Here is a 21,507-nt window from a genome sequence, read left to right on the forward strand (position 1 = left end):
GGCTACCAGTTGACCGAACACGTCCGGCGCTATTACCAGACCGCCAAGGTCTGAGGATCCGAGGAGACACCCCCATGCTGCTCACCCGCCGCGCCACCGCCCACCCCTCGGCGGGCTCGCCCTCCCCCCTCGTGTCCAGCCTGGCCCGCGGCATCGGCCGAGCCATCCCGACGATCGACCGCCGCTCCTTTCTGCGCCGCTCGGGCATGGGCGTCGGCGTCGGGCTGGCCGCGTCGCAACTGACGCTGGTCAAGCGCGTCGAGGCGGCCGATCCGGCATCCGCGGCGGCCGGCAGTGGCAAGAAGGTCGAGGTCAAGCGCACCGTCTGCGGCCACTGCTCGGTGGGCTGCGCGGTGGACGCTGTAGTGGAAAACGGCGTCTGGACACGCCAGGAGCCGGTGTTCGATTCGCCGATCAACATGGGCGCGCACTGTGCGAAGGGCGCCGCGCTGCGCGAGCACGGCCACGGCGAATACCGGCTCAAATACCCGATGAAGCTGGTGGACGGCAAATACAAGCGCATGTCCTGGGACGAGGCGCTGAATGGAATCAGCGCGAAGATGCTGGAGCTGAAGAAACAGAGCGGACCAGATTCGCTGTTCGTCGTCGGATCCAGCAAGCACAACAACGAACAGGCGTATCTGCTGCGCAAGTGGATCAGTTTCTGGGGCAGCAACAACACCGACCACCAGGCGCGCATCTGCCACTCCACCACGGTCGCAGGCGTGGCCAATACGTGGGGGTATGGCGCGATGACCAACTCCTACAACGACATGCAGAACTCGCGGTCGGCGATCTACATCGGCTCGAACGCGGCGGAAGCGCACCCGGTGTCGATGCTGCACATGCTCCACGCCAAGGAGACGGGCTGCAAGATGATCGTGGTCGATCCGCGCTTCACCCGCACCGCCGCGAAGGCCGACCAGTACGTGCGGATCCGCTCAGGGTCAGACATCCCCTTCCTGTTCGGCGTGATGCACCACCTCTTCAAGAACGGCTGGGAAGACAAGAAATACATCGAGGACCGCGTCTGGGGCATGGACAAGGTGCGCGAGGAGTGCCTGAGCAAATGGACGCCGGACAAGGTGCAGGAAGCCTGCGGCGTCGATGAGGCAACCTGCTTCCAGGTGGCCAAGACACTCGCCGACAACCGCCCCGGCACCATCGTCTGGTGCATGGGCCAGACGCAGCACACCATCGGCAACGCGATCGTGCGGGCGTCGTGCCTGCTGCAACTGGCGCTCGGCAACGTCGGCAAGTCCGGTGGCGGCACCAACATCTTCCGCGGCCACGACAACGTGCAGGGCGCCACCGACGTGGGGCCGAACCCCGATTCGCTGCCCGGTTACTACGGCCTGGCCGAGGGCGCGTGGAAGCACTTCGCCAAGACCTGGGGCGTCGATTACGAGTGGATCAAGAAGCAGTACGCGCCGGGCATGATGACCAAGTCCGGCATGACGGTCTCGCGCTGGATCGACGGCGTGCTGGAGAAGAACGAGCTGATCGACCAGGACAGCAACCTGCGCGGACTCGTCTTCTGGGGCCACGCGCCGAACTCGCAGACCCGCGGTCTGGAGATGAAGAAGGCGATGGACAAGCTCGACCTGCTCGTCGTCATCGATCCCTTCCCGAGTGCCACTGCCGCGATGGCCGCGATGCCCGGCAACAAGGACGACCTGAACGCCAACCGCGCCGTCTACCTGCTGCCCGCGTGTACGCAATTCGAGACCAGTGGCTCGGTCACGGCATCCAACCGCTCGATCCAGTGGCGCGAGAAGGTGATCGACCCGCTGTGGGAAGCGCGCTCGGACCACATGATCAGGTTCCAGCTGGCCGAAAAACTCGGCTTCGGCGCGGAACTGGTCAAGAACTTCAAGATGGTGCCCGGCAAGGCCAGCCTGCCAGAGCCGGAACCCGAGTCCATCCTGCGCGAGATCAACCGCAGCGTCTGGACCATCGGCTACACCGGCCAGAGCCCGGAGCGCCTGAAAGCCCACATGCGCAACATGCAGGTCTTCGACGTGAAGACGCTGAAGGCCAAGGGCGGCATCGACAAGGAAACCGGCTACGTGCTGGACGGCGACTACTTCGGACTGCCCTGGCCCTGCTACGGCACGCCGGAACTGAAGCACCCCGGCTCGTCCAACCTCTACGACAACAGCAAGCACGTCATGGATGGCGGCGGCAACTTCCGCGCCAACTTCGGCGTCGAGCGCGATGGCAGCTCGCTGCTGGCCGCCGATGGTTCGCACTCGCTGGGCGCGGACCTGACCACCGGTTACCCCGAATTCGACCACCTGCTGCTGAAGAAGCTCGGCTGGTGGGACGACCTGACCGAATCCGAGAAGACGGCGGCCGAGGGCAAGAACTGGAAGACCGACCCGTCGGGCGGCATCATCCGTGTGGCCATGAAGGTCCACGGTTGCCACCCTTTCGGCAACGCCAAGGCCCGTGCCATCGTCTGGAATTTCCCCGATCCGATCCCGCAGCACCGTGAGCCGCTCTACTCCACCCGTCCCGATCTGGTCGCCAAGTACCCGACGCATGACGACAAGAAAGCGTTCTGGCGGCTGCCCACGCTCTACAAGTCGGTTCAGGAGAAGAACAAGGACATCGGCAAGACCTTCCCGCTGATCATGACCTCGGGCCGACTGGTCGAGTACGAGGGCGGCGGCGAGGAGACACGCTCGAACCCGTGGCTGGCCGAGCTGCAGCAGGACATGTTCATCGAGCTGAACCCGAAGGCCGCCAACGACCGCGGCATCCGCAACGGCGACTGGGTGTGGGTGAAGACCCCGCCGATGGCCGCGGTGCCCGAATTCAAGGGAATGCGGATGAAGGCGCTGGTCACGGAGCGGGTCGATGCGGAAACGGTGTTCATGCCCTTCCACTTCTCGGGCCGCTGGGGCGGGGCTGACATGGCCGCGTACTACCCCGACGGCGCGATGCCGGTGGTGCGTGGCGAAGCCGTCAACACCGGCACGACCTACGGCTACGACAGCGTGACGATGATGCAAGAGACCAAGACCACGGTCTGCCAGGTCGAAAAAGCCGCCTGACACACCACGGTTCACGGAGCACCCCCATGGCACGAATGAAATTCCTCTGCGACTCGGAGCGCTGCATCGAGTGCAACGGCTGCGTCACCGCCTGCAAGGCCGAGCACGATGTCCCGTGGGGCGTCAACCGGCGCCGCGTCGTGACGCTGAACGACGGCATCCCCGGCGAGAAGTCGATCTCGGTGGCGTGCATGCATTGTTCGGACGCGCCGTGCATGTCGGTCTGCCCGGTGGACTGCTTCTACCGCACCGACGAGGGGGTGGTGCTGCACGACAAGGACGTGTGCATCGGCTGCGGCTACTGCTCCTACGCCTGCCCGTTCGGCGCGCCGCAGTTCCCGAGCAACGGCACCTTCGGCCTGCGCGGCAAGATGGACAAATGCACCTTCTGCGCCGGCGGGCCGGAGGAGAACACCAGCCAGGCCGAGTACGAAAAGTACGGCCGCAACCGGCTGGCCGAGGGCAAGCTGCCGGCCTGCGCCGAACAGTGCTCGACCAAGGCGCTGCTGGGCGGCGATGGTGATGTGGTCGCGGACATCTTCCGCACCCGCGTCGTGCAGCGCGGCAAGGGCAGCGAGGTCTGGGGCTGGGGCACCGCCTACGGCAAGCCGGAGGCACCGAAGTCATGAGCAAGACCACCCCGATCACCCGGAGCGCGCTGGGGTTGTCCGCGGCGCTGGTCTTGACCGCCACGCTCGCCGGCTGCGGCGAGCGCACGCAGGAACTCCGCGCCAAGCAGCCCGATCAGGCGCCCTACGCTGGCGGCGACAAGGCCGCGTGGGAAGCGCAGATCAAGGCGCGCAACCAGAACCAGAACGAGTACGTCCGCGCCCCGGCGCGGCCGTGAGGAGCGGCGCGATGTCCAAGCTGATCCGCCACCTGATGCTCGTCGCGCTGCTCCTCCTCGGTGGTGCGGCGGGGGCGCAGTCGAGCGACGCGGCGTCGGCCCCGGTCGCCGCGACGGCCTCGGCCTCGGCTGCGGCCAGCAGCCCGCAGGACAACAAGGCCGCCGTCTGGCGCGCCGCCCGGGACAGCGGCACCGTGCCCGGCTATTCGTCGCTGCCCGGCGCCGAGAAGGGCGTGCTGATCCAGTCACAGGTGCAGTACCCCGGCGCCCGCCGCACGACCGCTGGCGAGGCATGGCGGCAGGTGCGCAACCAGTGGATCATTCCCTACGGCGGCTCGCTGCTGCTGATCGTGGCGCTGGCGATTGCGCTGTTCTACTGGCGCAAGGGCGCGCTCGGTGGCCACGAACCCGACACCGGCCGCATGGTCGAACGCTTCACCCCGCTCGAACGCTCGGCCCATTGGCTCAACGCGATCGCCTTCGTGGTGCTCGCCGTGTCGGGGCTGGTGATGGCGTTCGGCAAGTTCGTGCTGCTGCCGGTGCTGGGCCACACGCTGTTCGGGTGGATCACCTTCGTGCTGAAGAACGCCCACAACTTCGCCGGGCCGCTGTTCGCCGTGTCGCTGGTGATCGTGATCGTCACCTTCGCCCGCGACAACCTGCCTCGGGCGGGCGACCTGGGCTGGCTGCTCAAGGGCGGCGGCCTGTTCGGCGGCAAGGAAGTCCCCTCTCACCGCTACAACGCGGGCGAGAAGCTGGTGTTCTGGGGCGGCGTGTTCGTGCTCGGGCTGGTCGTGGTGGTGTCGGGGCTGGTGCTCGACGACGTGGTGCCCGGCTTCAGCGGCCTGCGCGGTGACATGCAGATCGCCAACATGGTCCACGGCACCGCCACCGTGCTGATGATGGCGATGTTCATGGGCCACATCTACATCGGCACGATCGGCATGAAGGGCGCCTACGACGGGATGCGCACCGGCTACGTCGATGAAGCCTGGGCCCGAGAGCACCACCAGCTCTGGCTCGACGACATCCAGGCCGGCAAGATCCCGGCACAGCGGTCCACGCCGGTCGCCACCTCGGCCGCCCTTCCTCCCAACGCGAGCACCCCCGCATGAAGCGCACCGCCACCCTTCCCCTGCTGCTGGTCTTGCTGGTCGGTGCCGCGGTCGCCAAACTGCCCGCGCCCGGTGACGAAGCCAAGGCCAAGGCCGCCGAAGCCGCCGCCAAGACCGCCCACGCCGGCAAGGTGGATGCGTACAAGCTCTGCCTGTCGATGGACAAGGTTGCCGCCGACTACCGCACCAAGGCCAAGACCGCGGGCAAGGAGGTCAAGCCCGCCGCCGAGACCCCGGCGTGTGCCGATCCGGGAGCGTTCGTCTACGCGCCACCCGCGCCAGCGTCGGCCCCCTCGGCCGCGGCCTCCGCCCCGCCTGCAGCGGCCTCCAAGGGCTGACGACACCATGGCCTTCGCCGCGCCCTTGCCCGACCTGCGCCCCGACGCACCGCGGATGACGGCCGCGCGCGATCCGCTGCTGCGCGAGATCGAGGTGATGGACGAGTACGGCGAGCGGCGCACGATCCCGATCCCCGCCGAGCGCCCGCTGACCGTGTTCGTGGACAAGCGCGAAGTGGTCACGCTGATGACGCTGGGGGCGAGTCCGGAGCTGCTGGTGCTCGGCTGGCTGCGCAACCAGCGGCTGGTGGACACGCTCGCGGACATCGAGTCGATCACCGTGGACTGGGACGTGGGCGCGGCGGCGGTATACACGCGCTCGGGTCTGCCGGACCTGGACCGCCGCACTGGCCGGCGTGTCGTCACCACCGGCTGTGGCCAGGGCACCGTCTTCGGCGACGTGATGGAACAGGTCGATGCCATCCGCCTGCCCGACGCCCGCAGCGCCCGCATCCGCCAGGGCACGCTCAACGGCCTGCTCGACGTGATGCGCCAGCAGGACAGCATCCACCGCAAGGCTGGCTCGGTCCACGGCTGCGCGTTGTTCCTCGGCACGCAACTGCTGATGTTCATCGAGGACGTGGGCCGCCACAACGCCATCGACACCATTGCCGGCTGGATGTGGCTGCACGGCGTGGAGGGTGGCGACAAGACTTTCTACACCACCGGTCGGCTCACCAGCGAGATGGTGATGAAGGCCGCGCACATGGGCGTGCCGATCATCGTGTCGCGCAATGGCGTGACGCAGATGGGGCACGACCTCGCGACCCGGCTCGGCATGGCGCTGTTCGGGCGGGCGGCGAACCGGCATTTCCTCTGCTACACCGGGTTCGATCGCTTCGATTCGGAGCCGGAGGTGAAACGGGCGGCAGTGCGCGTCGTCGCGGGCTGACGCCCAGTCCCGTCAGCCGTTCGGAAACTTCAGTCCGATCCGCGCCGCCGCCACCACCGCCTCGGTGCGCGAGTTCACGCCCAGCTTGCGGAACAGGCCCAGCAGGTGGGTCTTGATGGTGGATTCCGCCACGTCCAGCTCGCGGCAGATCACCTTGTTGGACTGCCCCGCCGTCAGCAGGCGCAGCACATCGACCTGGCGCGGGGACAAGCCCAGGCGGTCGATCATTTCGGCCGTGCGTTCTTCGTCCGTCTGTTCCAGTTCGGGCAGCGGGGCCACGGCGCTGTAGACGATCGGCGGCAGGTAGATGCCGCCATCAAGCACCACGCGCAGCGCCTGTTCGACCGCCTTGCCGCGGGCGGTCTTGGGAATGAACCCCGCGGCACCCTCGTTGAGCGCGGCGATCACCGTGTCGGCGTCGTCGCTGGCCGACAGCACGACGATGGTGCGTTCGTCCGACACCGCGCGCAGCTGGCGCAGCGTCGGCAGGCCCTGGCTGTCGCGCAGGCCGAGGTCGAGCAGCACCAGCTCGATGTCGGGCTCGGCCGCCAGATGGGCCAGCGCCGGGGTCAGGCCCTCGGCTTCGCGCATGACCACGTCCGGAAAACGCGCGGCCAGCAGCAACATCAGGCCGGAGCGGAACAGCGCGTGGTCATCGACAAGCAGGGCCTTCATCGGGGGCGGGCGATCGTGATCGTGCATCGAACAAGTGCCCACTATAGCCAGCCCGACTGCGCCCAGCTTGCTCTGCGTCAAGTTCGATCAGGTGCGCCCCAGCTTTGTCGAGGTGGGCGCAACCGGTCAGGGCCATCGCGATCTCCAGCTCGTCGCGCAGCAGCCGCAGCACATGCGCCACGCCGCGCGCCCCGCCCACCGCCAGCGCATGCACCACCGGCCGCCCGATCAGCACCGCCCGCGCGCCCAGCGCCAGCGCCTTGAGCACGTCGGTGCCGCGCCGGATGCCCCCGTCGACCAGCAGCGGCAGGTCACTGCCCACTGCGTCGGCAATGCGCGGCAACAGCGTGGCGGTGGCGGGCAGCGTGTCGAGCGTGCGCCCGCCGTGGTTGGAGACGATCAGCCCGTCCACGCCGACCGATTGCGCCAGCCGCGCGTCCTCGGGATGTGTCACGCCCTTGAGCAGCAGCGGCAGCCGGGTCTGGGCGCGCAGCCAGGCCACGTCGTCCCAGGTCGGCGTGTCGGCGAGCAGGCCGTCGAACAGGGCGCTTTGTCCAGCCCCGAGCGAGCGCGCCGGCCGAGGTGGCAAACCCTCCAGATGCACCGCCCGCACGCCCGGCGGCAGCTGGAAACCGGCGCGGCGCTCGCGGTCGCGTGCGCCGTGGACGGGCGCATCGACTGTCAGCACCAACGCCGTGCAGCCGGCCGCCTCCGCGCGCCGCACCAGCTCCAGCGTGAAGCCGCGGTCGTGCTGCAGGTAGAGCTGGAACCACAGCGGCCCGGCGTCCGGATCGGTGCAGACGATGCGCGCAACGTCCTCGACCGGCACGGACGATTGCGTGCTCAGCACCATGCCGGCCTGCAGCGCTGCCGCCGCCTGCGCGGTGGCCAGTTCGCCATCCGGGTGTGCCAGCCGCTGGTAGGCGACCGGGGCCAGCAGGATCGGGTGTGCCAGCGTGCGGCCGAACAGGTCGATGCGCGTGTGTGCGCCCGCCATCGGCCGCAGCACCCGCGCCGACAGTGGCAGCTCGCGCCAGGCCTGTGCATTGGCGGCCAGCGTCAGCCCGTCCGCTGCACCACCATCGAAGTAGGCCCGGGCCTGGTCGTCCAGCCGGTCACGGGCCAGCGCGGCGTAGTCGGCCAGGTTGACCGGTGCAGCGGGCGGGCCGGCACGGGTCATTTTGTCTCGGGCTGGCTCACGAAGGCGACCTTGGTCAGCCCGGCCTTCGAGGCATCGGCCAGCGTCTGCGCGACAGGGCGGTAGGTGGCGTCCTGGTCGGCGCGCAGGTGGATCTCGGGCTGCATCGGCTTGCCGCCCTCGGCCAGGAAGCGCGCGGCGGCGTCCTCGCGGCTGACTGGCTCGCCGTTCCAGTAGCGCTGACCTTGGGCATCGATGGCGAAGTCGATCTTCACCGGCACCGGCGGGTTGACCTGGCTGGTCGCCTGCGGCAGCTCCAGCTTGACGGCGTGGGTCAGCAGCGGCGCCGTGACGATGAAGATGACGAGCAGCACCAGCATCACGTCGATCAGCGGCACCATGTTGATCTCGGCCATGGGGGCACCCGAGGTCTGGCGGTCGAAACTGGCGAAGGCCATGTCCATGCCCCTTTCAGGCCGACGCTGCAGCAGGCCGCAGCGTCGAGCCGGTGGTCAGGAAGGTCAGCAGCTCGAACGCGAAGGCGTCCAGCCGGGCGTTGAGCACGCGGTTGCTGCGGTGGATCGCGTTGTAGGCCATCACCGCCGGGATCGCGACCGCCAGCCCGATGCCCGTCATGATCAGCGCCTCGCCGACCGGCCCGGCCACCTTGTCCAGCGTGCCCGCCCCGCTCATGCCGATGGCCAGCAGCGCGTGGTAGACGCCCCAGACCGTGCCGAACAGGCCGACGAACGGGGCGGTGGCACCGATGGTGGCGAGCGTGGTCAGGCCGTTCTCCAGCCGGGTGGTCTCCTCGTCCAGCACCTTCTTGATGGTGCGGGTGACGAACTCCTGCGACGTACCCGCCTCCTGCAGCTTGGCCGCACCGTGCTTGGCGTGGTGGGCCTGGGCGTGGATGGCATGGGCGGCGAGATGGCCGAAGGGGTCGGCGACGCCGCGGGTGCGGATCTCGGCATCCACCTCGTCAAGCGAGCGGGCGTTCCAGAAGAAGGCCAGAAACTGGTCGCTGCGCTGGCGGCGGAGGACCTGGGTCACGCCCTTGATGACGATCAGCGCCCACGAGGCGACCGACATCAGCACGAGGATCGCCAGCAGCGTCTTGCCGACCACGTCGGACTGGGAAAGGAAATGGCCAAAGCCCATGGGGTTCTCCGGAAAAGGCAGGAAATCAGGTGGTCAGGGTCAATCTTCCAGCTCGAATTCCAGCGGCATCGCGATCCAGAACTCGAAGGGCACGCCGTTCTCGGTGCGCGGCTTGACGCGGGCGGTCATCGCGGCCCGCAACGCCTGCTGGTCGAGCCGGGCGTGGCCGGACGAGCGTTGCAGCGCGACCTGTTTCGGCACGCCCCGGGTGTCGATCAGCGCACGCACGACGACGGTGCCCTCCTCCTTCAGGCGGCGCGAGGCGAGCGGGTACTCGATCTCGGGCACACGCACCCAGTCGCTGTCGGTCAGCACGACCTGGCGCGGCGCAGCCGGGGCGGGTGCCGGAGGCACGGGCGGTGCGGCGGGTGCCGGTGGGGCCGGGGGTGCGGGCGGCGGGGGCGGTGTGTCGGGCAGGGGCACCGGGGCCGGCTGGGCGGCGGCGGTGCGGTGAACACGGGCACCGGGGCCGGCACGGGCACCGTGGCGGCGATCACCGCCGCAGGTGGCGGCGGGGGGGTCTTCGGCTGCACCTTCGGCGGCGGGGGCGGCGGCGGTGCCTCGGGGGTCGGCGCGATCAGGTCCACCACCATCGGCGCCACCTCGGCCGCGGCCTGCCGGACGGCGGGCACCTGCAGCAGCGCCCAGCCCGCCAGCAGGTGCACACCCAGCATGCCGCCGACCAGCACGCGCTTGGTGCCGGGGCCGAGGGCATCGGGAGAAACGTTCGCGTGCATGTCAGGTGTCCACCCACTGGCGCAGCAGGTTGTGATAGGTGCCGGTCAACCCGACCACGCTCGGGTCGGTTTCGCCCACGGTGCTGCGCAGGTGCACGAGGAATCGGTCCATGTCGTGGAGCAGGCGGCGCTGCTCGTCCCCGCGCACCATGCTCTCGATCCAGAAGAAGCCCGCGACACGGTGGCCACGTGTCACCGGCTCGACCCGGTGAACGCTGGTGCCGGGGTACAGCACCAGATCCCCGGCGGCCAGCTTCACGCGCTGTTCGCCGAAGGTGTCATCGATCACCAGCTCGCCGCCGCCGTAGTCCGCGGGGTCCGTGAGGAAGAGCGTGGCACTGAGGTCGGTGCGGACCCGCTCGCCCGTTCGGGGCACATGGCGCACCGCGTTGTCGACGTGCGGGCCGTAGGCGTTGGTGCGGCCGCCGTAGCGGTTGAACATCGGCGGAAACACCCGCTTGGGCAGCGCCGCCGAGAAGAACACCGGATACCGCTCCAGCGCCCCGAGCACCAGCGCCTGCAAGGCCAGTGCCGCGCCGCAGGCGGGCGGCAACTGCTCGTTGCGCTTGGCGTGTACCGCCTGGGCGCCGGCGGTCGCGGCACCGTCGGTCCACGGCGCGTCCACCAGCAGCGCACGGGCGCGGGCCAGCGCGTCGGCGTCCAGTACCCCGGGAAGGCGGATCAGCATGCGGGTCTCCCGAACCTGGAACTCAGAACTTCAGCGAGCCCGTGACCTGCAGCAGGCGGCCGGCGCCCGGGATGTAATGCCCGGTGTACAGCGCATCCGCGTACAGCTTGTTCGCCACGTTGCTCAGGTTGGCCTTGACGGTGAAGTCCTCGTTGACCGCGTACTCGGCCATCAGGTCACCGGTGATGAACTTCGGCGCGGCCCAGCCGGGATTGCGGTTGGGCGTCTGGCTGCTGCGGGCATTCAGACCACCACCGACACGCCATTTCGGCGTGAGCTGGTAGGTGGTCCAGAACGTGCCGCTGTGGCGTGGCGACAGCGACGGGCGATCGCCCTGCGCTTCGGTCTGCACGCAGGTCACCGTCGCCGATGCCGTGCAAGGCACCGCCACGTCGATCTTCGCCACCGGCATCCACAGGTAGGAGCCGTAGACCTCCCAGGCCGAGGTCAGCCGGCCAGCCAGGTCCAGCTCGGCACCCGCGGCGTGGCGCTTGCCCGACAAGGTCACCAGATTGACCAGCGGGTCGGTGTTGCGCTCGTTGAGCTTGGTCGAGCGGAACAGCGCAAACCGCGCCGAGAAGCGCCCGTCGGCCGACTCGGCCCGCCCGCCCAGCTCCAGGTTGATCGCCTTCTCGGGCGGGGTGTCGACGTTGGTCGCGCCCAGCGAATAGGCATCGCCCGAAGTGTTGAACGAGGTGGCCCCCGACAGGTGGAACGACAGCCGCTCGCTCGGCTGGAACAGCACGCCGGCGCGCTGGCTCCACTCGGCCACCTGCATGCGGTAGCTGGAGGTGGTGACCGGCGTGACGGCGGCGGTCGGGACCGTGAAGGTGTCGTAGTCGCCGGTCAGCCGGTCGTGGCGCAGGCCGGCCAGCACCTTCCACATCGGCGCCACCTGCACGAGATCCTGGGCATAGACCCCCAGACCGCGCGAGGTGTACTGGCTGCCGGTGCGCAGCGAGCGCAGGCTTTCGTCGACCGCCGCGCCGTCGTCGGGCGTGCCGGCGGTGGTCATGGCCTTGGTCGGCACGACACCGCCCTGGGCCGCAGTCAGCGCGGTATAGACGTTTTTCTTCTCGTAGGCGAAGTCCGCGCCGGCCAGCACCTCGTGCTGCAGGCCGAGCGCCTTGAACTTGCCGCTGAAGTCGCTCTGGGCATAGAGCGTCTCCAGATCCTGGATCTTCAGGTTGGTGCCGCGGGTGAAGACCGTCGCATCGCCGAAGTTGGCCAGCGTGGCCGAGGTCGGGCATTGCGGGTTGGTGACGGCGCCGGTGGTGGCGTTGACCGTGCGGGTACACAGGCGGATCGCGCTGGCGCGCTGGTCGCGGTCGTAGCGGCCGACACGCACCTTGCTGGTCAATTCCACGCCCTGGCCGAAGCGGTGGGTGTGGCTGGCGGTGGCCGTGGTGGCCTCGCCGGCGTTGCGGTCGCTGGCCAGGCCGTAGTAGGCGCTCGGGTCCAGCGGCAGCAGCGTGGTTTCGCTCACACCGGAAGTGGTGTTCGGGCGAATCCACGGCAGGCCGTAGTTCATCCCATTGTCGTTGTCGAGGTGCGAGAAGCCGACCGAGAACTCGTCGCGCTCGCCCATGCCCCAGCGGTAGGTGCCGGCCAGTCCGGTCTTGTTCAGCGAAGAGCCGGCGCCATTGTTGTCGGCGGTGGTGTTCATCACGCCCAGCCGCAGCGCGGCGCTGTCGCCGGTGCGGATATTGAAATCGCCGACCACGCGCTGGTAGCGGTGGTTGCCGAGCGTCACGTCGATCTGGTGCTCGTTGATCAGGCGCGGGGCCTTGGTGACCTGGTTGACCGCACCGCCAGTGGAACCCCGGCCGAACAGCATCGAGGCCGAGCCGCGCATCACCTCCAGCCGGTCGAGGAAGAAGGTGTCGCGTTCGTAGAAGGCAGGGTCGCGCATGCCGTCGACGAAGACATCGCCCGTGCTCTGCAGCGGCAGGCCGCGCAGGCGGATGTCCTCCTCGCCACCTTCGGCCGCCAGGAAGCTGATGCCGGCGGTGTTGCGCAGCGCGTCCTTGACGGTGTCGAGGTTGCGGTCGTCGATCAGGCGCTCGGTGACGACGGTGACGGACTGCGGGATGTCGCGCAGTTCCTGCTTGCCCTTGCCGATGGTGGTCGTCGTGGCCTGCAGGGAGTCCTTGCCGCGCTCGGTGTCGGTCTTGGCCTTCACGGTGATCTTACGCAGGGTCGAGACCTCGGCGACCGGAGGCTCCGGCTCGACCGGCTGGGCCTGGGCGAGACAGCCCAGACCGAATCCGGCGGCCAAGGCGCCGAGTGGAAGCGCCTGGGCCAGCAGGCGCCGGGCAGGTGTGGACGGGTCGGAGGAATGGCGCGCGCAGGTCATCGCAGTCGGGATCCAGAAGTCGGCAGGAACAGGGGGCGCGGATCCTGGCTTCTGGCTGGGGCGCTAAGTTTTCAAATGATAACCATTCTCATTTAATGTGTAAACACCCCTGATCAACGCGTGCGTCCGGGCTACTTCGTCAGGATGAGCTTGCCCAGCGCGGTGAGCCGCAGGCGGTACACCGCGCCTTCGTGGTCAATCTCGATCTCGCGCCGGCCGCGCAACAGGGCCGTGCTCGACAGGCGCTCGGTCACCACGGACACAGGGGGTGAAGCAGGCACGTCGCGGGAGGGGAGATCGGATGCCGGTGCGGCCGAGTCGGGAATGGGATGCGGGTTCATGTTCGTATTTTAATGCGAATCATTATCAACAATGGTGTTGCATTCGCACGCTTCTGCAGCAACACCGCCGATCCATAGCGTCCGTCTATGGAATGACAACAAACAGCCAATTGGTGCGATGCCGCAAGCTCCCCTAAGATTGAGTCCAACGATGACCCGAACCCGGGTCATTGCATGACCCGCAAGTCCACCTTCCGCTCGTTCCACTCTTTCACCCACGGAGCTTCCACGTGTCCTCTCTGATCAACACCCAAGTCCAGCCCTTCAAGACCACCGCCTTCCACAACGGCGCGTTCGTCGAGGTTTCGAACGAGAGCCTGAAGGGCCACTGGTCGGTCCTGATCTTCATGCCGGCCGCCTTCACCTTCAATTGCCCGACCGAGATCGAAGACGCGGCCGACAACTACGCCGCCTTCCAGGCTGCGGGCACCGAGGTCTACATCGTCACGACCGACACCCACTTCTCGCACAAGGTGTGGCACGAGACCTCGCCGGCCGTCGGCAAGGCCAAGTTCCCGCTGGTGGGTGACCCGACGCACACGCTGACCAACGCGTTCGGCGTCCACATCGCCGAAGAAGGCCTGGCGCTGCGCGGCACCTTCGTGATCAACCCGGACGGCGTCATCAAGACCGCCGAGATCCACTCGAACGAGATCGCCCGCGACGTGAAGGAAACGCTGCGCAAGCTGAAGGCCGCCCAGTTCACCGCCGCCCACCCCGGCCAGGTCTGCCCCGCCAAGTGGAACGAAGGCGCCGAGACGCTGACGCCATCGATCGACCTCGTCGGCAAGATCTGATCGCTCCCGACTGATCCCCACCCGCCCTGCCCCGCGCTGAAAGCCCATCATGTTGGACGCCGCCCTCAAGACCCAGCTGAAGAGCTACCTCGAACGCCTCGTGCAGCCCATCGAGATCGTCACCTTCACCGATGACACCGAGAACTCGAAGAAGCTGCTGGCGCTGGTGGCCGATGTGGCGTCGGTGGCCCCTGCAGGGCGGCTGACAGTGCGGGCCGGGGCGGTGTCGGGTGAGCGGGTGCCCTCGTTCCAGATCACCCGCCAAGGCGCCAACACCGGTGTGCGCTTCGCCGGCCTGCCGATGGGCCACGAGTTCACCTCGCTTGTGCTCGCCCTGCTGCAGACCAGCGGCTACCCGCCCAAGGTCGAGGCCGCACTGATCGAGCAGATCAAGGCCCTCGACCCCGGACAGGATCTCGTCTTCGAGACCTACATGTCCCTGACCTGCCACAACTGCCCGGACGTGGTGCAGGCGTTCAACCTGCTGGCCGCGCTCAACCCGAAGATCCGCCACACCGCGATCGAAGGCTCGATGTTCCAGGCCGAGATCGACGCGCGCCAGATCATGGGCGTGCCGTGTGTCTACCTGAACGGGCAGATGTTCTCGTCGGGGCGGATGGAGCTGGCCGAAATCCTCGCGAAGATCGACACCGGCGCCGCCGCCCGCGAAGCCGCGAAGATCACCGCGCAGGCACCCTACGACATGTTGATCGTCGGTGGTGGGCCGGCGGGGGCAGCGGCGGCGATCTACGCAGCCCGCAAGGGCATCCGCACCGGGGTCGCGGCCGAGCGTTTTGGCGGGCAGGTGCTCGACACGATGGGCATCGAGAACTTCATTTCGGTGAAGGAAACCGACGGCCCGAAGCTGGCCGCCGCGCTGGAGCAGCACGTCCGGCAGCACGACGTGGACGTGATGAACCTGCAGCGAGCCACGGCGCTGATCCCGGCCACTGAACCCGGTGGCCTGATCGAGGTGAAGCTGGAAAGCGGCGCGAGCCTGCGCAGCCGCAGCGTTGTCATCTCGACCGGCGCCCGCTGGCGGCAGATGAACGTCCCCGGTGAAGACGAATACCGCAACAAGGGCGTGGCCTACTGCCCGCACTGCGACGGGCCGCTGTTCAAGGGCAAGCGCGTGGCGGTGATCGGCGGCGGCAACTCGGGCGTGGAAGCAGCGATCGACCTGGCCGGCCTCGTCCGCCACGTCACGCTGATCGAGTTCGACAAGCAACTGCGCGCCGATGCGGTGCTGCAGAAGAAGCTCTTCAGCCTGCCGAACGTGACGGTCATCGTCTCGGCCCTGTCCACCGAGGTGCATGGCGACGGCCAGAAGGTCAACGGCCTGAGCTACAAGAGCCGCACGGACGACACGATGCACCGCGTGGACCTCGAAGGCATCTTCGTGCAGATCGGCCTGCTGCCCAACAGCGACTGGCTGCGCGGCACGGTCGAGCTGAGCGGGCGCGGCGAGGTGATCATCGACGACCGGGGCCAGACCTCCGTGCCGGGCGTGTTCGCGGCGGGCGACGTGACGACGGTGCCGTACAAGCAGATCATCATCGCGATGGGCGCAGGCTCGACGGCGGCGCTCAGCGCGTTCGATCACCTGATCCGCACCAGCGCGCCAGCCTGACAATACCGGTACTGAAACCTCTGCTGGAGCCACCGTCATGCAAGGCGACCCCCAAGTCATCGCGTACCTGAACGCGCAGCTCAAGAACGAACTCACCGCCATCAACCAGTACTTCCTGCATGCGCGGATGCTCAAGAACTGGGGCCTGATGAAGCTCGCCAAGCACGAGCACGAGGAGTCGATCGAGGAGATGAAACACGCCGACAAGCTCATCGAGCGCGTGCTGATGCTCGAAGGGCTGCCCAATCTGCAGGACCTGGGCAAGCTCTACATCGGCGAGAACGCGGTCGAGACGCTGCACTGCGACCTGAAGATCGAGATGGCCTCGCACCCGCTGCTGAAGGAAGCCATCGCCCACTGCGAGAGCGTGCGCGACTACGTCTCGCGCGACATCCTGCTGTCCATCCTCGACGACACCGAGGAGCACATCGACCACCTGGAGACCGAGATCGGGCTGGTCGCGCAGGTCGGCGAGCAGAACTGGCTGCAGACCCAGATCGGCGGCGCGGCGTCCTGACCCAGCTCCCCTGCTCCCCGTACTTCAAGGGCGCCATGCCCTTTTTTCACGCAAGTATTTGAGAATCAATCTCGTTTAGATTAAGATTCCTGCACCTCCTCTTCCGCAGGTTCCGCCATGATCGTCTGCCTCTGCAACCGTGTCAGTGACCGCGACATCCGCCATGCCGTCGAGGTACGCGGCGTGCGGGACTTCGAAGTGCTCAAGGACGTGACCCGCGCAGCCTCGTGCTGCGGCTGCTGCCAGGACTGCGCCCGCGAAGTGTTCGACGCGGCGTGCCAGCGCCAGGGCCAGCCGGCCGTTCCCCACTGACCGATCCACGACCATGTCCCTGCCCACGTCCCTGCCCAAGCGCCAGTTCCTGCAACTCGGCGGCCTCGCCCTGCTCGCCGCCGCCAGCCCCTGGACCGCCGCCCAGCCCCGCCCGGCCGCCGATGCCCCCGCCGTGGTGCAGCACTACGCCGCGCTGGTCCACGCCGCCTACGGCGACACGCTGGCCGCTGCCGAGGCGATGCAGGCCGCCATCGCCGCGTTCGTGGCCGCCCCGTCCGCTGAAGGGCTGGATGCGGCCCGCAAGGCGTGGCTGGCCGCCCGCGAGTTCTACGACCAGACGGACGCCTTCCGCTTCTACGGCGGTCCGATCGACGACGACCAGGGTCCGGAAGGACGGATCAATGCGTGGCCGATCGACGAGTCCTACATCGACGCGGTGCAGGGCAAGCCCAAGGCGGGCCTCGTCAACAACCCGAAGCTCCAGATCACCAAGGCCAACCTCGCCAAGGCCAACGAACGCGGCGGCGAGGAAAACATCAGCACCGGCTGGCACGCCATCGAGTTCCTGCTCTGGGGCCAGGACCGCAGCACGACCGGGCCCGGCGACCGCCCCTTCGAGGACTACGTCGATGGCAAGGCGCCCAACGCCGACCGCCGCCGCCAGTACCTCACCGTCGTCACCGCGCTGCTGCTCGACGACCTGGGCGGGCTGGTGCGGGCCTGGGCGCCGGGCCAGCGCAACTACCGCGCCCGCTTCGAGAAGGGCGGCCAGGAGTCGGTGCGCAAGATGATCGTCGGGCTGGGTTCGCTGTCCCGCGGCGAGCTGGCCGGCGAGCGCATGGAGGTGGCGCTGAACTCGCAGGACCAGGAGGACGAGCACTCCTGCTTCTCGGACAACACCCACCGCGACATCGTCAACAACGCGCAGGGCATCCTGAACGTCTGGCTCGGCCAGTACAAGCGCCGTGACGGTTCGACGCTCGCCGGACCCGGCCTGCGCGACCTGGTGGCCGCCAGACAGCCCGAGCTGGCCGAGCGCACCACCGCCCAGATCGCCGCCTCGGTGGCCGCCGCCGAGGCGATCCAGGCGCCGTTCGACCGCGAGATCGTCGGCGCGAAGGATGCCCCGGGGCGCCTGCGCATCCAGAAGACCATCGACAGCCTGGTGGCGCAGTCCAAGCTGCTGGTCGATGCGGCGTCGGCGATCGGCATCACCAAGCTGACGCTGGCGAAGTCCAAGGGCAAGTCGTGACGGTTCGTGCAGCGGCAGTGGCGGCGGGGGTGGCGCTGGCCGTCACCGGGGTCTCGCTGAACCTGGCGGCAGCGCCCGAGGACGACCCGCTCGGCGAGAAGACCGGCGGCGCCACCACGGTCTGGTCCAGCGGCAAGAACGCCTTCTCGTTCCCGCTGGCCAATCTGGAGGACGCGGAGCGCACGCGCTTCGTGATCGGCAACTCCTTCTTCAAGCGCAACTGGGTCGAAGCGCCGGCCTCGACCACCGCCCGCGACGGACTCGGCCCGCAGTTCATCGCCCGGTCCTGCGGCGGCTGCCACGGCATGGACGGCCGCGGCGCCCCGCCCGACCTGCGCCGCACGCTGCGCGATGGCGCGGGGGCGCATGAGCCGCCGGTGGCTCTGCTGATCCGGCTGTCGGTGCCAGGCACGGGCGAACACGGCGGCGTGGTGCCCGATCCGGTCTATGGCGACCAGTTCAACAACGCCGCCATCCAGGGCGTGCAGCCCGAGGGCCGCGTCGCCATCCAGGCCCGCCCCGTCCACGACCGTTTCGCCGACGGCACGCGCTACACCTTGCAGCAGCCGCACTACACGCTGACCGACCTCGCCTACGGGCCGCTGGCGGCGGACGTGCGCCTGAGTCCGAGGCTGGCGCCGCAACTGGCCGGCGTCGGGCTGCTGGAGGCGATTCCCGAGGCAGAGATCCTGCGCAACGCCACCGAGCAGGCCGCCAGCGCCGGACCGGTCAAGGGTCAGCCCAACCAAGTCTGGGACACCGTGGCCGGCGAGATGCGGCTCGGCCGTTTCGGCTGGAAGGCCAACGTCGCCACGCTCGCACACCAGACCGCCGGCGCCTTCAACGGCGACATCGGCATCACGTCGCGCCACTTCCCCGCCGAAGCTTGCACGCCGACCCAGAAAGACTGCCTCGCCGCGCCCCACGGTGGCGGTGCGAACGGCAGCCCCGAGATCGACGACGAGACGCTGTCGCACGTCGTCTTCTACCAGGCAACGCTCGCCCCGGCCGCCCGGCGCCACCCCGCCGACCCGATGGTGCAGCACGGCCAGCGCCTGTTCGCGCAGGCGCAGTGCGCCGCCTGCCACCGGCCGAGCTACGTCACCGGCGAAGGCCCGTTCCCGGCGCTGACCAGCCCGAAGGTGGCCGGTCAGCGCATCTGGCCCTACACCGACCTGCTGCTGCACGACATGGGCGAGGCCCTCGCCGACGGCCGCCCCGACTTCGCCGCCAGCGGCCGGCAGTGGAAGACGCCGCCGCTGTGGGGCCTGGGCCTGCTGCACGAGGTCAACGGCCACCAGCGCCTGCTGCACGATGGCCGCGCCAGCGGCGTGCTGGAAGCCATCCTGTGGCACGGCGGCGAGGCCGAGCCGGCGAAACGGCAGGTGCTGAAGATGACCCCCGCCGAGCGCGCTGCGCTGGTGGCTTTCGTGAATTCCCTGTGACTGTGACCGTGACCTTCTCTCGCCTTCGCTCCCGCCATGGCCTGCCGGTCTTCGTGCTGCTGGCCTGCTCGCTGCTGTCGAACGCAGGAGCCGCCGCCGGGCCTGCGCCGGTCGTGGCCGTGCCCTACTACCACACGGTCGATCTGCTGCAGATGCAGCGCCGCCACCTGTCCCTGCCCGCTGCACGGCAGTTCCGCGAAGAGGCCGACGCGCTGCGCACCACGCTGGCGAAGGGCTGCACCGACCGCGCCCCGGCCCGGCTCGCCTGGACCGGCACGATGGCGGCGTGGACCCGGCTGAGCGCGGTCTCGACCGGGCCGCTGCTGCAACGCCGCTCCGCGCGGGCGATCGATTTCCAGCCGACCCGGCCGCGCCTGATCGAGCAGGCGATCGACGCGCTGCGCACCGGCAGCACTGGCAGCACCAATGGCACCCCGCCAACGCCCCCCGATGCCGCGCAGCTCGAACGCATCGGCAGCCCCGCCAAGGGCCTGCCCGCGCTGGAGTGGCTGCTGTGGTCGCCGGCCGCGCCCCGCGACGCGGCGGTCTGCCCCTACGCGGTGGCGCTGGCCGACGACCTGGTGCGCGAAGCCACCGCCGTCGAAGCCGCGTGGCAGGCCACAGACTCTGCAGAGGCGGCAGAAGAGCCGGACGAGGCGCAGCAGACCGCCGCGTTCGCCGAGCTGATCAACCAGTGGGTGGGCGCGGTCGAGTCGCTGCGCTGGGCGGACATCGAGCGACCGCTGCGCGCCGGCCGCGACGACAAGCTCGGCTGGCCGCGCCAGACCAGCGGCCAGACCGCGCTGGCGTGGCGCAGCCGCTGGGAGGCGATCCGCACGCTGACGCAGACACCCGCGGTGGTGCCCGGCGAAGGCGCCGGGCTGGTGACGATGGCGCTGTACCTGCGTGGCCACGGCCACCTGCGGCTGGCGGACACGCTCGACGCCGCCACGCGCCAGGCCGACGCCGCGCTGAAGAACCTGCGCCCGCAAGACCCTCCTGCCCGGCTGCAAGCCGCCAGCCGCGCGCTGGCCCGGCTCAGGACGCTGATCGAGACCGACGTGGCCGGCGCCGCGAAGGTCAGCATCGGCTTCTCGGATGCCGACGGCGACTGACCTGGCGCGGCGGCGCTGGCTCGGCGCGGCGCTGCTCGGGGTGCTGTCGCCATGGCCGGCGCAGTCGGCGCGTGTCACCGAGCGCACACCGACTGCGCCGGCCACCCGCCACTGGGTCACCGCCTGGAACGAGGCGGACGGTCACCGCATCGGCCTGCTGCGTGGTGACGCGACCGGCGGCATGGTCGCGGACCAGCTCGCCGTGCCGACCCGTGCGCACGGCCTGCAGATCCTGCCGGACGGCAGCGTGCTGGCGGTGGCGCGGCGGCCGGGGGACTGGCTGCTACGCTGGCAGTCACAAGCACCGCGCCGGGCCGTGGCACCAGAGACGGTCTGGGCCGGCCCGCAGCGCCAGTTCAACGGCCACGCGCTGCTGCACCCGGACGGCCGCCACCTGCTCGTCACCGAAACCGACACCGCCGCCCCCGATGACCCCGACGGCCTGGGGCGCGGCCGAGTGACGGTGCGCCGGCTCGACCGCCTCGCCACGGTGGTCGCCGACTGGCCGACCGGCGGCCGTGACCCGCACCAGTTGCTTGCCAGCCCCGACGGGCGCTGGCTCTGGGTCGCCAATGGCGGCATCGCCAGCCGGCCCGAGACCGGCAGGACACGGCTGGACGCGGCGCCGATGGACGCCTCGGTCGTCGCGATCGACCTCGCCACGGGCGAACTGGCGCGGCGCTGGACCCTCGACGACGACCGCCTGAGCCTGCGCCACCTGGCCTGGCACGCGCCGACCGCGACGCTCGGCATCGCCCTGCAGGCCGAACACGCAGAACTCGACCGCCGCCTGTCGGCCCCGGTGCTGGCGCTGCTGCAACCGCTCGACGCGCAGACCCGGCTGCGCACCGTCGCATCGCCGCAGCCGATGGCGGGCTACGGCGGCGACATCTGTGCCACGGCCGACGGCTTCGCGGTCAGCAGCCCGCGGGCCGGGCGTGTCGGCCTCTGGCAGGCCGGTGGCGACTGGGTGGGGGGCGTGTCGCTGCCCGAGGTCTGCGCGCTGGCCCCGCAGGATGGGCACTTCATCGCCGCCGGCCAGCGAGCGGCCGTGGACGGGTCCGGCACGGCGGGCCATCCCTTGTCCCTGCCCGTCACGCCCGATAACCATTGGGTTTGCAAATGAGAATG

General features: G+C 69.2%; 23 protein-coding genes. 14 read left to right on the forward strand and 9 right to left on the reverse strand.

Annotated features, from left to right (window positions below):
• The first annotated feature begins 74 nt into the window (after positions 1-74).
• Genes RMP06_RS13160 through RMP06_RS13185 form a run of 6 tightly spaced genes read left to right on the forward strand, consistent with a single transcriptional unit; the run spans position 75 to position 6,251 of the window.
• Positions 75-3,059, forward strand: a complete 2,985-nt coding sequence (locus RMP06_RS13160; RefSeq protein WP_310462234.1) for a formate dehydrogenase subunit alpha — start codon at positions 75-77, stop codon at positions 3,057-3,059.
• A gap of 26 nt (positions 3,060-3,085) precedes the next feature.
• Positions 3,086-3,688, forward strand: coding sequence for a formate dehydrogenase FDH3 subunit beta (fdh3B, locus tag RMP06_RS13165; protein ID WP_310462235.1), 603 nt, complete (start codon positions 3,086-3,088; stop codon positions 3,686-3,688).
• Positions 3,685-3,906, forward strand: a complete 222-nt coding sequence (locus RMP06_RS13170; protein ID WP_310462236.1) for a hypothetical protein — start codon at positions 3,685-3,687, stop codon at positions 3,904-3,906. The genes fdh3B and RMP06_RS13170 overlap by 4 nt, the downstream gene beginning before the upstream one ends.
• Before the next feature lie 11 nt (positions 3,907-3,917).
• Complete coding sequence (locus RMP06_RS13175) at positions 3,918-5,021, forward strand: formate dehydrogenase subunit gamma (RefSeq protein ID WP_310462237.1); 1,104 nt, start codon at positions 3,918-3,920, stop codon at positions 5,019-5,021.
• Complete coding sequence (locus RMP06_RS13180; RefSeq protein WP_310462238.1) at positions 5,018-5,359, forward strand: hypothetical protein; 342 nt, start codon at positions 5,018-5,020, stop codon at positions 5,357-5,359. Before RMP06_RS13175 ends, RMP06_RS13180 begins: the two co-directional genes overlap by 4 nt.
• Before the next feature lie 7 nt (positions 5,360-5,366).
• A complete protein-coding gene (locus RMP06_RS13185; protein WP_310462239.1) occupies positions 5,367-6,251 on the forward strand; it encodes a formate dehydrogenase accessory sulfurtransferase FdhD in 885 nt (294 codons plus the stop codon).
• Positions 6,252-6,263: 12 nt separating this feature from the next.
• Here the strand turns inward: RMP06_RS13185 and RMP06_RS13190 are convergent, their stop codons facing one another.
• The 9 genes from RMP06_RS13190 to RMP06_RS13230 all read right to left on the reverse strand — a co-directional run bounded on the left by RMP06_RS13190 (position 6,264) and on the right by RMP06_RS13230 (position 13,347).
• Positions 6,264-6,926, reverse strand: a complete 663-nt coding sequence (locus RMP06_RS13190; RefSeq protein WP_310462240.1) for a LuxR C-terminal-related transcriptional regulator — start codon at positions 6,924-6,926, stop codon at positions 6,264-6,266.
• Positions 6,904-8,106, reverse strand: coding sequence for an alpha-hydroxy acid oxidase (locus RMP06_RS13195; RefSeq protein ID WP_310462241.1), 1,203 nt, complete (start codon positions 8,104-8,106; stop codon positions 6,904-6,906). The genes RMP06_RS13190 and RMP06_RS13195 overlap by 23 nt, the downstream gene beginning before the upstream one ends.
• The gene (locus tag RMP06_RS13200; RefSeq protein WP_310462242.1) at positions 8,103-8,522 is read right to left on the reverse strand and encodes an ExbD/TolR family protein; all 420 of its coding nucleotides are present in this window, start codon (positions 8,520-8,522) and stop codon (positions 8,103-8,105) included. The genes RMP06_RS13195 and RMP06_RS13200 overlap by 4 nt, the downstream gene beginning before the upstream one ends.
• Before the next feature lie 13 nt (positions 8,523-8,535).
• A complete protein-coding gene (locus RMP06_RS13205; protein WP_310462243.1) occupies positions 8,536-9,225 on the reverse strand; it encodes a MotA/TolQ/ExbB proton channel family protein in 690 nt (229 codons plus the stop codon).
• A 39-nt stretch (positions 9,226-9,264) separates the two neighbouring features.
• Positions 9,265-9,579, reverse strand: coding sequence for an energy transducer TonB (locus RMP06_RS13210; RefSeq protein ID WP_310462244.1), 315 nt, complete (start codon positions 9,577-9,579; stop codon positions 9,265-9,267).
• Complete coding sequence (locus RMP06_RS13215; protein ID WP_310462245.1) at positions 9,534-9,962, reverse strand: hypothetical protein; 429 nt, start codon at positions 9,960-9,962, stop codon at positions 9,534-9,536. The genes RMP06_RS13210 and RMP06_RS13215 overlap by 46 nt, the downstream gene beginning before the upstream one ends.
• Before the next feature lies 1 nt (position 9,963).
• A complete protein-coding gene (locus RMP06_RS13220; protein WP_310462246.1) occupies positions 9,964-10,650 on the reverse strand; it encodes a Fe2+-dependent dioxygenase in 687 nt (228 codons plus the stop codon).
• A 22-nt stretch (positions 10,651-10,672) separates the two neighbouring features.
• The gene (locus tag RMP06_RS13225; protein ID WP_310462247.1) at positions 10,673-13,006 is read right to left on the reverse strand and encodes a TonB-dependent receptor; all 2,334 of its coding nucleotides are present in this window, start codon (positions 13,004-13,006) and stop codon (positions 10,673-10,675) included.
• 131 nt (positions 13,007-13,137) lie between these two features.
• A complete protein-coding gene (locus RMP06_RS13230) occupies positions 13,138-13,347 on the reverse strand; it encodes a hemin uptake protein HemP (RefSeq protein WP_310462248.1) in 210 nt (69 codons plus the stop codon).
• Between the two features lie 230 nt (positions 13,348-13,577).
• Between RMP06_RS13230 and ahpC the strand changes: the two genes are divergently transcribed.
• From ahpC to RMP06_RS13270, 8 genes are all read left to right on the forward strand, one after another.
• Positions 13,578-14,144: an alkyl hydroperoxide reductase subunit C gene (ahpC, locus tag RMP06_RS13235; protein ID WP_310462249.1), complete on the forward strand. Its 567-nt coding sequence runs from the start codon at positions 13,578-13,580 to the stop codon at positions 14,142-14,144.
• A gap of 49 nt (positions 14,145-14,193) precedes the next feature.
• Positions 14,194-15,774, forward strand: coding sequence for an alkyl hydroperoxide reductase subunit F (gene ahpF, locus RMP06_RS13240; RefSeq protein ID WP_310462250.1), 1,581 nt, complete (start codon positions 14,194-14,196; stop codon positions 15,772-15,774).
• A gap of 37 nt (positions 15,775-15,811) precedes the next feature.
• The gene (gene bfr / locus RMP06_RS13245; protein ID WP_310462251.1) at positions 15,812-16,291 is read left to right on the forward strand and encodes a bacterioferritin; all 480 of its coding nucleotides are present in this window, start codon (positions 15,812-15,814) and stop codon (positions 16,289-16,291) included.
• A 117-nt stretch (positions 16,292-16,408) separates the two neighbouring features.
• Positions 16,409-16,603, forward strand: a complete 195-nt coding sequence (locus RMP06_RS13250) for a (2Fe-2S)-binding protein (protein ID WP_310462252.1) — start codon at positions 16,409-16,411, stop codon at positions 16,601-16,603.
• 13 nt (positions 16,604-16,616) lie between these two features.
• Positions 16,617-17,816, forward strand: a complete 1,200-nt coding sequence (locus RMP06_RS13255) for an imelysin family protein (protein ID WP_310462253.1) — start codon at positions 16,617-16,619, stop codon at positions 17,814-17,816.
• Positions 17,813-19,261: a di-heme oxidoreductase family protein gene (locus RMP06_RS13260; protein WP_409050171.1), complete on the forward strand. Its 1,449-nt coding sequence runs from the start codon at positions 17,813-17,815 to the stop codon at positions 19,259-19,261. The genes RMP06_RS13255 and RMP06_RS13260 overlap by 4 nt, the downstream gene beginning before the upstream one ends.
• An 8-nt stretch (positions 19,262-19,269) precedes the next feature.
• Positions 19,270-20,376 carry an imelysin family protein gene (locus tag RMP06_RS13265; RefSeq protein WP_310462254.1) on the forward strand — a complete coding sequence of 369 codons (1,107 nt, stop codon included), beginning with the start codon at positions 19,270-19,272 and terminating at the stop codon, positions 20,374-20,376.
• Complete coding sequence (locus RMP06_RS13270; protein WP_310462255.1) at positions 20,360-21,502, forward strand: DUF1513 domain-containing protein; 1,143 nt, start codon at positions 20,360-20,362, stop codon at positions 21,500-21,502. Before RMP06_RS13265 ends, RMP06_RS13270 begins: the two co-directional genes overlap by 17 nt.
• Positions 21,503-21,507 lie beyond the last annotated feature (5 nt).

The organism is Sphaerotilus sp. (assembly GCF_031429695.1).
In the GTDB taxonomy this organism is placed as follows: domain Bacteria; phylum Pseudomonadota; class Gammaproteobacteria; order Burkholderiales; family Burkholderiaceae_C; genus Sphaerotilus.

What these genes read in the sequence shown, in the direction of transcription:
- RMP06_RS13160 (WP_310462234.1), top strand. Translation starts at nt 75, where the DNA reads ATGCTGCTCACCCGCCGCGCCACCGCCCACCCCTCGGCGGGCTCGCCC.
- fdh3B (WP_310462235.1), top strand. Translation starts at nt 3,086, where the DNA reads ATGGCACGAATGAAATTCCTCTGCGACTCGGAGCGCTGCATCGAGTGC.
- RMP06_RS13170 (WP_310462236.1), top strand. Translation starts at nt 3,685, where the DNA reads ATGAGCAAGACCACCCCGATCACCCGGAGCGCGCTGGGGTTGTCCGCG.
- RMP06_RS13175 (WP_310462237.1), top strand. Translation starts at nt 3,918, where the DNA reads ATGTCCAAGCTGATCCGCCACCTGATGCTCGTCGCGCTGCTCCTCCTC.
- RMP06_RS13180 (WP_310462238.1), top strand. Translation starts at nt 5,018, where the DNA reads ATGAAGCGCACCGCCACCCTTCCCCTGCTGCTGGTCTTGCTGGTCGGT.
- RMP06_RS13185 (WP_310462239.1), top strand. Translation starts at nt 5,367, where the DNA reads ATGGCCTTCGCCGCGCCCTTGCCCGACCTGCGCCCCGACGCACCGCGG.
- RMP06_RS13190 (WP_310462240.1), bottom strand. Translation starts at nt 6,926, where the DNA reads ATGAAGGCCCTGCTTGTCGATGACCACGCGCTGTTCCGCTCCGGCCTG.
- RMP06_RS13195 (WP_310462241.1), bottom strand. Translation starts at nt 8,106, where the DNA reads ATGACCCGTGCCGGCCCGCCCGCTGCACCGGTCAACCTGGCCGACTAC.
- RMP06_RS13200 (WP_310462242.1), bottom strand. Translation starts at nt 8,522, where the DNA reads ATGGCCTTCGCCAGTTTCGACCGCCAGACCTCGGGTGCCCCCATGGCC.
- RMP06_RS13205 (WP_310462243.1), bottom strand. Translation starts at nt 9,225, where the DNA reads ATGGGCTTTGGCCATTTCCTTTCCCAGTCCGACGTGGTCGGCAAGACG.
- RMP06_RS13215 (WP_310462245.1), bottom strand. Translation starts at nt 9,962, where the DNA reads ATGCACGCGAACGTTTCTCCCGATGCCCTCGGCCCCGGCACCAAGCGC.
- RMP06_RS13220 (WP_310462246.1), bottom strand. Translation starts at nt 10,650, where the DNA reads ATGCTGATCCGCCTTCCCGGGGTACTGGACGCCGACGCGCTGGCCCGC.
- RMP06_RS13225 (WP_310462247.1), bottom strand. Translation starts at nt 13,006, where the DNA reads ATGACCTGCGCGCGCCATTCCTCCGACCCGTCCACACCTGCCCGGCGC.
- RMP06_RS13230 (WP_310462248.1), bottom strand. Translation starts at nt 13,347, where the DNA reads ATGAACCCGCATCCCATTCCCGACTCGGCCGCACCGGCATCCGATCTC.
- ahpF (WP_310462250.1), top strand. Translation starts at nt 14,194, where the DNA reads ATGTTGGACGCCGCCCTCAAGACCCAGCTGAAGAGCTACCTCGAACGC.
- bfr (WP_310462251.1), top strand. Translation starts at nt 15,812, where the DNA reads ATGCAAGGCGACCCCCAAGTCATCGCGTACCTGAACGCGCAGCTCAAG.
- RMP06_RS13250 (WP_310462252.1), top strand. Translation starts at nt 16,409, where the DNA reads ATGATCGTCTGCCTCTGCAACCGTGTCAGTGACCGCGACATCCGCCAT.
- RMP06_RS13255 (WP_310462253.1), top strand. Translation starts at nt 16,617, where the DNA reads ATGTCCCTGCCCACGTCCCTGCCCAAGCGCCAGTTCCTGCAACTCGGC.
- RMP06_RS13270 (WP_310462255.1), top strand. Translation starts at nt 20,360, where the DNA reads ATGCCGACGGCGACTGACCTGGCGCGGCGGCGCTGGCTCGGCGCGGCG.